Origin of the sequence: Gordonia sp. DT218 (assembly GCF_049847105.1) — a bacterium.
GTDB lineage: Bacteria > Actinomycetota > Actinomycetes > Mycobacteriales > Mycobacteriaceae > Gordonia.
This window is the reverse complement of the sequence record NZ_JBNCNS010000002.1, coordinates 96247-107861: the sequence shown is the minus strand read 5'-3', so window position 1 is coordinate 107861 and position 11615 is coordinate 96247. Positions and strand designations below refer to the sequence as shown.

The following is an 11615-nucleotide window of genomic DNA, read 5'->3' as shown; positions in this document are numbered from 1 at the left end:
TCCACTCACTCTCGTCTCGGCGGTCTCGCGATCTTCCGCGGTGCCATCTCGTCATGCGCCCGGAGAACCCGAGTGCGCGCATCTCTGCCGTTACCTGTCTCGCTTCGCGCCCTCCGTCGCCGACCGGACGTCTCCCGAACCCGCAAATCCATGCTGTCGAACAAGTTGTTTAGCAATCGATACTAAGTACTGCAATACACAGGTATTTCGTGCCGAGGCCGCCGGCCGTTACACGGCATCTCGCAGATTCCTGACCACGAACCGTAACGAACGACGAGCCGAGGACGGTAATCACCACGTCCCCCGTTCGAACGATCGCGACTTCTCCGCCCAGGTCACGACCGCCCGTCGGCCCGTCCCGAACTGGTTCACAACGGGAACTGTAGGAGCCGAACCTGTGGGAAAGCTGTCTACTCGATGTCAGGTCGCCCAGATGTGCGATTCCGGGCCGCTCGCCGACGACACCGACCACCTGCCACGTCGGTGGTCGTCGCCCCGACGGCCTGTACTGCGTAAGTTTGATTCGGTAACGACCCCGTCACGCTCGAGAACATCGATCCGGAAGAGGAGCGGAATGCCTGATTCACGAGGGCGTCACACGGTCGATGACCTGTACCGCCCCGAGGACGCCGACGCTCCGGACGACGGCGCGGTGACGCCTTCCACCGAAGTGCCCGCCCCCGAAGTGCCCACCGCCGAAGTGCCCGCCCCCGAGGTGCACCGCACGTGGGACCCTCTCACCGATCCGCTCGATCCCGCCGATCTGTTGCCGCTCGACGAGCCCGGCGATCCCAGTTTGTGGGAGCGTGACCTGCATCCGCGCGATGCGATCACCTGGGAAGAGTTCAGCACCGACGCCGAGCCGACACCGGGACCGCACGACATCGGCCCGCCCCAGAGCCCGAACGGCTCCTCGGCACATCACGGCGACGAGCCGACCGGAGCCGCCGTCACTCCGCAGCCGTTCGGCGGTGTCACCGATCAGAATCCCGACCCCGATGTCCAACCCGGTGGCCCTGCTCCGGCCGATCCGCATGCACCGGTGTCCGAGGCGGTTCAGAACACGGTCACCGACCGGATTCCGCGAACCCCCGAACCCGCCGTCGCAGCGGTCGGCCTGCAGAAGCGCTTCGGCGATTTCGTCGCCGTGTCCGATGTCACGTTCTCGGTCGCAAAGGGCACCATCCTGGGTCTGCTCGGCCCCAACGGTGCCGGCAAGACGACGACCGTCAACATGCTGTGCACGCTACTCAAACCGGACGCGGGCACCGGCCTCGTCGCCGGTCACGACGTCGTGCACCAGGCCGCCGCGGTCCGCCGTTCGATCATGTTGACCGGACAGTTCGCCGCGCTCGACGAATCGCTGACCGGGCGGGAGAATCTGATCCTGTTCGGGCGCCTGCTCGGTCTCGCGAAACCCGCCGCGACCGTCCGCGCCGACGAACTGCTCGCCGCCTTCGGATTGACCGACGCGGCCCGTCGGAGGGTGCGCGAGTACTCGGGCGGTATGCGCCGCCGGATCGACATCGCGTGTGGCCTGGTCACCCGCCCCGAAGTGGTGTTCCTCGACGAACCGACCACCGGACTCGACCCGCGTAGCCGACAGGAGGTGTGGCAACTCGTGAAGAGTCTGCGCAACCAGGGCGTGACGACGGTGCTCACCACGCAGTACCTGGAAGAGGCGGACGAACTCGCGGACCAGATCGTGGTGATCGACCACGGCCGGGTCATCGCGCGAGGTACGACCGACGAACTCAAGTCGCAGATCGGCACATCGGTCTATCAGGTGACACCCACCGATCCCGAGCAGGTGCCCGCGGTCCGGGAGGCCCTCGCCGACCTGCTGGCCGAATCGCCCTCGCCGGTGCAGTCGGCGCTCACACCATCACCGGATGCGCCGGCCCGCGACGGCGACCGACCGATCTCGGTGTCGGTGCCCGCCCCCGACGGCGCGGACACCCTCGTCCAGATCGTCCAGCGAACGAGCGCCGCCGGCATCCGCCTCTCCGACGTCGCGCTGCGTCGGCCGTCGCTCGACGAGGTCTTCCTCGCCCTCACCGAACCCTCGACCACGAAGGTGCCCGTCCCCTGATCACGCACACCACCCCGGACCCGACCGGACCGACACAGGCCGCGGAGCCACAGGTCAGCCCACCGCAACAGTGGTGGGCGCTGACCACGCGCGGTCTGTCCGGCATCGTGCGCAACGGCGAGATCATCTTCGCGATGATCGCTCCCGCCTTCCTCGCGGTGTGCTTCTACGTGCCGTTGCGGTCGTTGATGGACGCCTATCCGGGCATGGACTACGCGCAGTACCTGATGCCGATCATCGCGCTGCAGTCAGTCGGCTTCGTCGCGTCGGCCTCCGCCATGCGTTCGTCGATGGACGGCATGCGCGGCATCAACCTGCGCTTCCGGGTCATGCCGATGAACTCCCTGGTCCCGGTCGCCGCCCGCGGGTCGGCCAATGCGGTTCTGCTGACGATCTCACTCGTCTTCGCGACCATCGCGAGTCTGCTGATCGGCTGGCGTCCGCACGGTGGCATCGGCGGGACCATCGGCCTTTACGCGGTGGCCTTCGTCGTCGGTCTGCTGGTCGCCGTGATCGCCGACGCGCTCGGGCTGTTGGCGAGCAGCCCCGAGTCGACGAGTCAGATGCTCGGACTGCCGATCCTGATCCTCGGCATGCTGTCGACGGGATTCGTCCCCGAGAGCCAGTTCCCGGAGTGGATTCAGCCGTTCGTCCGCAATCAGCCGGTGTCGCAGTTCTCGAACGCGATGCGAGCTTTCAACGACGGCACCGCGACCTGGTCGGTGGTGGCACCGACGGTGTACTGGTGCCTGGGGATGGCCGGTCTGGCCGCGGGCCTGCTCATCTGGGCCGAGCGGAGGCTACGCGCATGACGACACCACCGCAGATGAGTTCCACCGCGGCGGCGGCCGCGACGATGCCGACCGGCGAGGTCCCACCGGAACACTCGACCGATGCCTGGACGACGCAGACCCGAATCCTCACCGGACGACAGCTGTCGGTATGGGTGCGGGACTACTCGACGCTCGGCCAGAGCCTGCTGTTCCCGGCGCTGTCGATGGTCATGTTCAAGGTCGTCCTGGGCGATGCCGTGGGCAATGCGACCGGTCAGAACAGCGCGTACGGAACCGTGCCACTGGTGATCCTGGTGGGAGCCATGTTCGGCTCGATGGCGGCGGCGGTCCGGCTCAACACCGAACGCGGCACCGGTCTCCTCGGCCGTCTGTACGTGCTGCCGATCAACCGTGCCGCCGATCTCAGCGCACGCATCATCGCCGAGCTCGTGCGCATCCTGGCCTCGACCGTGGTCTTGTTGGTGGCGGGGCTGTTCATCGGTTTCCGTTTCACCCAGGGTGCGTGGGCCGTCCTCGGCATCATCGGGGTCGCGCTGCTCTACGGCATGGCGTTCTCGACGATGGTCCTCGCGCTCGCCGTCAACGCGAAACCGGCGGCCCCGATCGTGCCGATGATCTCCTTGTTCTCGAGTGTCCTGATGTTCTTCAACTCGGGGTTCAGCCCGCTCGAGGCCTATCCGGGATGGCTGCAGCCGATCGTCGCGAACCAGCCGATGACACCGGCGATCGAAGTGATGCGGTCACTCGCCGTCGGCGGACCGATCACCGAGAACCTCATCAAGGTGATCGTCTGGTCGGTCGTCCTGCTGGGCGTCTTCGTCTACCCGGCACTGCGTGGTTATCAGCGCGCCGCCACCGATCACTGACGGCCTCGGGACAGCGCCGGGATCGTCGAGGACCGTAAGCTCGCACCATGGCCACCGACAAGACCGGAGTCCACACCTCCGTTGCCCACCACCCGGCCGAACGCCGCTACGAGATCACGGTGGCGGACGCCGGTGAACCCCGGGTGGCCGGGTTCACCGCTTACCGTGACCGTGACGTCGACGGCACCGGACAACGCGTCTTCTTCCACACGGAGGTGGCCGAGGAGTTCGGTGGCCGTGGTCTGGGCACCATCCTGATCCGCGAAGCGCTCGACGCGACCCGCGAAGAGGGGCGCGTCATCGTCGGTGTCTGTCCGATGGTCGCGGCCTTCCTACGCAAGAACCCCGACTACGCGGATGCGGCGCGCCCGGTGACCCCCGAGGTGCTCTCCTGGCTGGAGACCGCGCTCAACTGACCGAACCCGGCCGAGACGGGGAGGCAACCGGTCACTCGTCGGACGTCGACACCGGGACGGTCGCGCTGTGTTCCGACGTCTCGCCGCCGACACCGTATTCGATGCGTTTGATGGTCGGTCCGGTGTTGACGACGATCGACGCGACCAGCGAGCGACCCGGCGGCAGGACCCGCGCGGTGACCTGACCGCTGTCGAGGGGCCGCAGCTCGTCGACCAGCACATCCCGCAACCGGCGCAGGAGGACGCGTTCGGGCACCATGCTCAACGCACCGTCGTCGAGGAGCAGCACTGTGACACCTCGCCTGCGGGCCTGCCACACCGCGTCACGAACCGGGTCGGACTCCCACGCGGGAGCTCGGATCCCGTCGCGCAGTTGCGCCTCGGTGAGTCGTACATCGGCCACCTCATCGATGGTGAACTCGTGCCCGTCGACGATCTCGCCCAGGATCGGTCGCGCGCGACGCCCCAGTCGAGAGAGTTGGCGGCCGCGCTCGGCCGCGGCCGCCGCCGTCGCGGCCTCGGTCGCGGCCTGCGCGACCGCACGCTCGCGGAGAACGCGGATACGTTCCGCGAGCGGCCGCGCCATCAACATGAACAGCATCGCCAGCACCAGGACCGGGTAGCAGAAAGCCGTGTTTCCCGCACCGGAGGCGAATCCGAATCCGATTGCCATACCCCACAGTCCGGCGATCCCGGTGCAGCACACGGCACCCACCCAGGCGAACGCCGGCCGACCACGCACCGCGAGCAGGGTGAACACGATGGTTGCCGCGGAGACCGGCGGTGCCGTCTGGAGCTGAAGATATGTCTCGCCGGGCAGGCTCCACAGCGAGATGGCGAGTCCGCAGACCGCCATCAGGGCCGCCGGGACGGCAGCGGAGAGCGGGAACCGCGGACCACGCGCTCGCTGAACGATCAAGGTGGCGATCGCGAAGAGCACCAGACCGGCGATCAGCCCGGCCCAGTTGTGCACGGACGTGATGTGCCATCCGGCAGCGATCGTCACGACGGTATAGACCGCCGCGAACAGCCCGAGTCCCCGCGTGACCGTCGACGAGCCGAGCCCGTAGATGTCGACGGTTGCGTCGTCGAGCTCCCGGTCCTCGGAACGCGGATTCGGCGTCACGACCGCCGCCACTCGACGACGACGGTCGTCCCCCGCCCGGGCGCGCTCACGATCTGGGCTGCGCCGCCCGGCAGCGAGGCCATCCGTCCCCAGATTCCGGTGGCGATCCCGTACCGTTCCGGCCCCACCGATTCGGGGACGAACCCCACGCCGTCGTCGGTGATCGTGACCCGCACGGCGGCGTCGCCGAAATCGCCACCGACCACACAACGGGCGCTCCCTCCCGCGTGCCGGTGCCAGTTGCGCACCGCTTCTCCCGTCGACTCGATCAGCGCCGAGACGACGTCGGCGGGATACGACACAAAGCGATCGTGCACGAACAATTCGCTGCGGACACCGTCGCTCACGGATGCCGCAGATGCCCGGATCCGTTCGGCGAACTGGGTCGCCGAGACGACACCGAGGTCGTGGTCGTCGCTGCGGTCGAGCTCTTCGAGGGTCGATGCGGCCTGGTTCGCGAGACGTGGGTCTAGCCGCCCCGGTGTCACGGCGAGCAACGACGCGATCACCTTGTCGTGGATCACCGCCGCAAATCGTGCGCGTTCGGCTTCCTGTGCCATCTCCGCGGCACCGGTGGCCGCCGAGGCCAGAATCTCGGCCCGGCGGGCGTCGAGTAGTCGCACATTGGCCATCGTCGCGATCGCCACGGCCAAAAAAACCCCGCTGAGCGCCATCGTCAGGGGCGCACTGAGCAACGCGACCGGACGGATCTCACCGAAGCGACCCACCTGGTTGGCCGCATGTACGGCCAGCGTGGCCGTGACGAGATGCGCAATGGCCCAGCGGGCACGCGCCACCAACACCAGACCGATGCTCGGCACCGACGGAAACTGCACCATCCACACCGCCCAGCGCGCCGGATCGTTGGTGGCGCCATTCCATGCGACGAACCAGAGGAGCGTCGCGAGCAGGTAGCCCAGCGCAGACAGGACCATCAGGGCCTCATGGCCCCGCGGCACCGGGCGGAAGGACGCCAACACGAGCAGGATCGCGGGCACGACGATCAGCGCCAAGCTGACCGGCGTCCACCAGACCGCGGTGAGATCGGCGCACCGGATGGCCACCGGGATCATCACCACTGTGAACGTGAGGAGGCCGAGACCGATGAAACGCCCACCGCTCCGCTGCATCCGGAGTAGATCGGAGTCGTCGCTGACCGCGGGCGCGCGCAGCCCCCGCAGGCGGCCGACGACCGCTCGCCCGGCCTGTGTGTGATCGATCACCATCGAAGTCCACCAGACTCTGTGGCGGATCTGCCAGCCTCCGTTCGGACGGTCATCTGATCGTCATGAACCGGGCGTGGCTCACGGTGCCCGCGCTCGGCGGAAACTGCACCGACTCCCTACCCGAAGGCGGCACCGTCCCCGATGTGCGACCACACACCTCCGGAGATCTCGCCGTCCTCGGTGACGTCGTATCGCCGCGTGGCGTCCTCGACGTTGACGACGATCGTGGCGCGGGTCGGACGTCCGGGCGGCAGGACACGCGCGGTGACCCGGCCGTCGTCGAGACGGTCGAGTTCGTCGATGAGCGCATCGTCGAGCCGCTGCTGCACCGAGTCGTCGCCGATCAGGCCGCCGTCGTCGAACAGCACGACCGACACTCCCCGTTCCCGCGCCCGCCACACGGCTGCCCGAACCTGGATCGAATCCCAGGCGGGCGCTCGGATACCGTCGCGCAGCTGGGCTTCCACGAGCCGGGCGCGCTGCACTTCGATCGGGCTGAACTCGTGGCGGTCGGCGACCTGTTCGAGCAGCGACCGGGCCTGCCGGTCCAGTCGGCCGAGCTGCCGGTCCCGTTCGGCGGCTACGGCCAGGGCCGCCGCGTCCGACGCCGCGTACCCCAGCTCCCGATCTCGCAGGGTGCGGATGCTCTCGGCCATCGGCCGCAGCATCACCACGAACAGTGACGCGAAGATCATCACCGGGTACACCCACGAGGTGTAGCCGAGTCCGGTCACGAACCCGGGCCCCCGGAAGCCGCCCCACAGCGTTGCGGACAGACTCATCGTGAAAGCGCCGATCCACGCCAGACCGAGCCGGCCCCGGACGGCGAGCAGTGCGAGAACCACGATCCCGGAGACCGCCGCGGGAAGGCACTGCAAGGTCTCGAAGGTGTCCGGCGGGACCGACCACCAGGCTGTCGCGGTCCCGGCGATCATGACCGCCACCACCGCCACGCCCCAGCGAAACGGGAACGGGTCGCCGACGACCCGGATCAGGCCCACCAGATCGGCGGCCAGCAGTGCGAACGCCAGGGCAAGGCCCAGCCAGTTCGCCGACCCGCGGATGTCGAGTCCGGAACCGATCGTGACCACGATGTAGACCGCGCCGAAGGCGACCAGCGCACCGACCACCGGCAGGGATCGCAGTCCGAACAGGTCGACCGTCTCATCCGGCCGCACCTCCACCGCGTCACGTTCCGACATCACGGACCCACCTCAGCACCACGACGGTGCCCCGGCCCGGCTCGCTGCGGACCTCGACGTCGCCCCCGGCCAGCCCGGTCATCCGACCACGGATCCCGACCGCGACGCCCAGTCGCTCGGGACGCACCCGGTCCGGATCGAAACCCTCGCCATCGTCGACGATGGCCACGGTGACCTGGTCTGCCCGGAAATCGCCGACGACGAGACAGGATGCGCCCGCGCCGGCATGTCTGCTGGCGTTGCGGATGGCCTCACACATCGCCTCGATCATCCCGGACACGACCTCGCCCGGATACCGTCCCGAGGCGGACCGGTTGATCGACAACTCACGTTCGACGTCGTCGGCGGTCGCCGCGATCGCGTTTCGCACCCGCTGTACGAACTCGTCGACACCCATTGACGCCTCGGGCGGCTCGTCGTCGCGCCGGTCGAGTTCGTCGAGGGCCGTCACCGCCTCTGCCCCGAGCCCCCGGCGCGGCCGCCCGACCTCGATCGCCAGCAGGATGGCGATGACCTTGTCGTGGATCAACGCCGCGAAGCGTGCTCGCTCGGACTCCTTGGCCGCCGACGCCGCCGACGTCGCGGCGGCGTCCATCGCGGCCGACCGTGTCTCGTCGAGCAGCCCGGCGGTCCGCACGGTCACGACGGCGACCGCGAGGAACACACACGTGAGAGCGATGGTGACCAATGATCCGAGATAGAGCTCGGGACGCAGATGTCCTGCGATACCGATCTGGTTGGCCGTCTGGGCCAGGAAGGTCGCCGCCACGATGTGTCCGATGGCCGGCAGGTACCGACCCGCCATCCCGAACACCAGACCGGGGACCCCGGGGAACTGGACCAGCCAGACACTCCACCAGGATTGCCCCGGTGTGACGTCTCCGTTCCATGCGACGAACCAGAGTCCGATCGCCAGCAGGAATCCGAGACTCGACAGGGCTGCCAGCACGGTCTGATGTCGCAAGGTCTGCCGATAGGTCGCACCGATGACGAGCAGGGCGGGCCCGACCACCAACGCGGCGCTCAGCGGAGGCCACCAGGGATCGGTGAGTTCCGAGCGGGCCGCGATGACCGGCGACAACCCGACTGTGAAGGTGATCAGTCCGCAGCCGATGAACCGGGTCCCGATCCGTTGGACGCGGGCACGATCTGTGGCGTCCGACGGCCCGACGACGCGGTCGCGCCACTGCCGCGCTCGCACATCGTCCGGCGACGCCCGGACAGGGCCGGTCACGCCGGCCGCAGTACCTCCGCTCATCGCATCATCACCATCTGTCCATTCCTGGGAATCGACTCGCAGACTGGTGACAATGCCATACCGCGTACACACTCCGATTGTGGGCCGACGATGGCGAGCGGGCACGCGAAACGGCCCGCTCCCTTGAAGGGAACGGGCCGTCTCGATGTGTCTGTTGCGGAAAGGCCGCTACTACTTGGCCTTCTCCAGCACCTCGACGAAGCGCCACCGCTTGGTAGCCGACAGCGGGCGGGTCTCCATGAGCCGCACGCGGTCGCCGACACCGGCGGTCTCGTCCTCGTCGTGTGCCTTGACCCGGCTCGTGGTCCGGATGATCTTGCCGTAGAGCGGGTGGCTCTTACGATCTTCCAGCTCGACCACGATGGTCTTCTGCATCTTGTCGCTGACCACGTAACCGATCCGCTCTTTGCGGTTGTTACGTACTTCGGCCTGTGACGATCCTTCTTGGGTCACTTTCTGGTCCTCACTCATGCGTCATCACCATCCGGTCCCGACGCCAGGCCCAGCTCACGCTCGCGCATCACGGTGTAGACACGCGCGATCTCGCGACGCACGGTCCGCAGGCGGCGATTGTTGTCGAGCTGGCCGGTGGCCATCTGGAACCGAAGGTTGAACAGCTCTTCCTTCGACTCTTTGAGGCGATCGACCAGATCGGTATCACTGAGCTCACGCAGCTCGTTCGCAGCAACTCCGAGTGCCATCAGAACTGCTCCTCTCTGGTCACGATCCTGGTCTTGATGGGGAGCTTGTGCTGCGCGCGACGCAGGGCCTCGCGAGCGGTCTCCTCATTGGGGTAGCTCATCTCGAACAGCACCCGACCCGGCTTGACCGGGGCGACCCACCACTCGGGCGAACCCTTACCGGAACCCATGCGGGTCTCGGCGGGCTTCTTGGTCAGCGGGCGGTCCGGGAAGATGTTGATCCACACCTTGCCGCCACGCTTGATGTGCCGGTTGATGGCAATACGTGCCGATTCGATCTGACGGTTGGTGATGTACGCGCCTTCCAGAGCCTGGATGCCGTAGTCACCGAACGTCACCTTGGTGCCGCCCTTGGCCTGGCCCTTGAGGCTGGGATGGTGCTGCTTGCGGTGCTTGACCCGACGAGGGATCAACATGATCAGCCCTCCTTTTCCGTGGCCGCGCCGGCAGTGGCCCCCGCATTGGCGTCCACAGCCGGAGCATCGGCGGCACGACCCGCTTCGGTGCTCGTCGCGGTGGTACCCGAGGAACCGCTGCGACGCGGCCGGCTGGGCCGGCGCGGACGGCGATCCTCGGCGGCCGGCGCGGCTGCGGACAGCTCACGCTTGCCACCGACGATGTCGCCCTTGTAGATCCAGACCTTCACGCCGATACGGCCGAAGGTGGTCTTGGCTTCGTAGAGTCCGTAGTCGATGTCGGCGCGCAGCGTGTGCAGCGGCACCCGACCCTCGCGGTAGAACTCACTGCGGCTCATCTCTGCGCCACCCAGGCGACCCGAGCACTGGACCCGGATGCCCTTCACGTTCGGCTGACGCATCGCCGACTGGATCGCCTTGCGCATCGCGCGGCGGAAGGCCACACGGTTGCTCAGCTGCTCAGCGACGCCCTGGGCCACCAGCTGGGCCTCGGACTCTGCGTTCTTCACCTCGAGGATGTTCAGCTGCACCTGCTTGCCGGTCAGCTTCTCCAGGTCGCCACGAATCCGATCGGCCTCGGCGCCGCGGCGGCCGATGACGATGCCCGGACGGGCGGTGTGGATGTCGACGCGAACCCGGTCACGGGTGCGCTCGATCTCCACCTTGGCGATGCCGGCGCGCTCGAGTCCCGTGGACAGGAGCTTGCGGATGGCGACATCCTCTTTCACGTACTCCGCATATTGCTTGTCGGCGTACCACCGCGAACTCCAGTCCGTGGTGATGCCCAGACGGAAGCCGTGCGGGTTGATTTTCTGACCCACTACTGGGCTCCCTTCTTCGGCTGACGCGACCGGCCTCGACCGGCGGTGGCCTTCTCGGGAAGGCTCTCCACGACGACGGTGATGTGGCTGGTGCGCTTGCGGATGCGGAACGCACGACCCTGTGCACGCGGCTGGAACCGCTTGAGCGTGGGGCCCTCGTCGGCGAACGCGGTGGCGACGACCAGGGTCCGGCGATCCAGATCCAGGTTGTTCTCCGCATTCGCGACGGCGCTGGCGAGCACCTTGGAGACCGGCTCAGACGCCGACTGCGGGGCGAACCGCAGGATGTCGAGGGCCTCGTCGACGTTCTTGCCGCGGATCAGGTCGATCACACGGCGCGCCTTCATCGGCGTCACACGAACGAACTTCGCGGTCGCCTTGGCTGTGGGATTCTCGGTTTGCGTAGTCATTACCGGCGCTTCGCTTTCCGGTCATCCTTGATGTGACCCTTGAAGGTGCGGGTAGGGGCGAACTCGCCCAGCTTGTGCCCGACCATGTTGTCCGAGACGAACACCGGGACGTGCTTGCGACCGTCGTGAACGGCGAAGGTGTGACCGATGAAGTCGGGGATGATGGTCGAACGGCGCGACCAGGTCTTGATGACCTGCTTGGTGCCCTTCTCGTTCTGCGTGTCCACCTTGGCAAGCAGGTGGTCGTCGACGAACGGGCCCTTCTTGAGGCTGCGTGGCATTCTCTA

Annotated in this window: 14 protein-coding genes; 4 read left to right on the top strand and 10 right to left on the bottom strand. The window is 67.5% G+C overall.

Translation table 11 applies throughout. The features are described from left to right. Positions 1–574 precede the first annotated feature (574 nt). The 4 genes from ACPXCG_RS07605 to ACPXCG_RS07590 are packed head-to-tail and all read left to right on the top strand — an operon-like array spanning position 575 to position 4168. The gene (locus ACPXCG_RS07605) at positions 575–2092 is read left to right on the top strand and encodes an ATP-binding cassette domain-containing protein (protein WP_425790721.1); all 1518 of its coding nucleotides are present in this window, start codon (positions 575–577) and stop codon (positions 2090–2092) included. Beyond that, positions 2089–2904 carry an ABC transporter permease gene (locus ACPXCG_RS07600; RefSeq protein WP_425792069.1) on the top strand — a complete coding sequence of 272 codons (816 nt, stop codon included), beginning with the start codon at positions 2089–2091 and terminating at the stop codon, positions 2902–2904. The genes ACPXCG_RS07605 and ACPXCG_RS07600 overlap by 4 nt, the downstream gene beginning before the upstream one ends. Continuing rightward, entirely contained in the window at positions 2901–3752 is an 852-nt protein-coding gene (locus ACPXCG_RS07595; protein WP_425790719.1) for an ABC transporter permease, read from the top strand. Before ACPXCG_RS07600 ends, ACPXCG_RS07595 begins: the two co-directional genes overlap by 4 nt. A 47-nt stretch (positions 3753–3799) precedes the next feature. Beyond that, entirely contained in the window at positions 3800–4168 is a 369-nt protein-coding gene (locus tag ACPXCG_RS07590) for a GNAT family N-acetyltransferase (protein ID WP_425790717.1), read from the top strand. Positions 4169–4199: 31 nt separating this feature from the next. Here ACPXCG_RS07590 and ACPXCG_RS07585 read toward each other — a convergent pair whose 3' ends face one another. The 10 genes from ACPXCG_RS07585 to rpsS all read right to left on the bottom strand — a co-directional run bounded on the left by ACPXCG_RS07585 (position 4200) and on the right by rpsS (position 11609). Beyond that, a complete protein-coding gene (locus ACPXCG_RS07585; protein WP_425790715.1) occupies positions 4200–5294 on the bottom strand; it encodes a hypothetical protein in 1095 nt (364 codons plus the stop codon). Continuing rightward, complete coding sequence (locus ACPXCG_RS07580) at positions 5291–6520, bottom strand: sensor histidine kinase (RefSeq protein ID WP_425790713.1); 1230 nt, start codon at positions 6518–6520, stop codon at positions 5291–5293. Before ACPXCG_RS07580 ends, ACPXCG_RS07585 begins: the two co-directional genes overlap by 4 nt. Before the next feature lie 116 nt (positions 6521–6636). Then, positions 6637–7722, bottom strand: a complete 1086-nt coding sequence (locus ACPXCG_RS07575; protein ID WP_425790711.1) for a hypothetical protein — start codon at positions 7720–7722, stop codon at positions 6637–6639. Then, positions 7709–8980: a sensor histidine kinase gene (locus tag ACPXCG_RS07570; RefSeq protein WP_425790709.1), complete on the bottom strand. Its 1272-nt coding sequence runs from the start codon at positions 8978–8980 to the stop codon at positions 7709–7711. Before ACPXCG_RS07570 ends, ACPXCG_RS07575 begins: the two co-directional genes overlap by 14 nt. Positions 8981–9151: 171 nt before the next feature. Then, on the bottom strand, positions 9152–9451 hold the full coding sequence (gene rpsQ, locus ACPXCG_RS07565; RefSeq protein ID WP_425790708.1) for a 30S ribosomal protein S17: 300 nt from the start codon (positions 9449–9451) through the stop codon (positions 9152–9154). Then, positions 9448–9681, bottom strand: a complete 234-nt coding sequence (rpmC, locus tag ACPXCG_RS07560; RefSeq protein WP_161062058.1) for a 50S ribosomal protein L29 — start codon at positions 9679–9681, stop codon at positions 9448–9450. The genes rpsQ and rpmC overlap by 4 nt, the downstream gene beginning before the upstream one ends. Beyond that, on the bottom strand, positions 9681–10097 hold the full coding sequence (gene rplP / locus ACPXCG_RS07555) for a 50S ribosomal protein L16 (RefSeq protein ID WP_161062057.1): 417 nt from the start codon (positions 10095–10097) through the stop codon (positions 9681–9683). Before rplP ends, rpmC begins: the two co-directional genes overlap by 1 nt. 2 nt (positions 10098–10099) lie before the next feature. Then, a complete protein-coding gene (rpsC, locus tag ACPXCG_RS07550; RefSeq protein WP_164308674.1) occupies positions 10100–10918 on the bottom strand; it encodes a 30S ribosomal protein S3 in 819 nt (272 codons plus the stop codon). Further along, positions 10918–11328 carry a 50S ribosomal protein L22 gene (gene rplV, locus ACPXCG_RS07545; RefSeq protein ID WP_425790705.1) on the bottom strand — a complete coding sequence of 137 codons (411 nt, stop codon included), beginning with the start codon at positions 11326–11328 and terminating at the stop codon, positions 10918–10920. The genes rpsC and rplV overlap by 1 nt, the downstream gene beginning before the upstream one ends. Then, entirely contained in the window at positions 11328–11609 is a 282-nt protein-coding gene (gene rpsS / locus ACPXCG_RS07540) for a 30S ribosomal protein S19 (protein WP_005203946.1), read from the bottom strand. The genes rplV and rpsS overlap by 1 nt, the downstream gene beginning before the upstream one ends. Between the last annotated feature and the right edge of the window lie 6 nt (positions 11610–11615).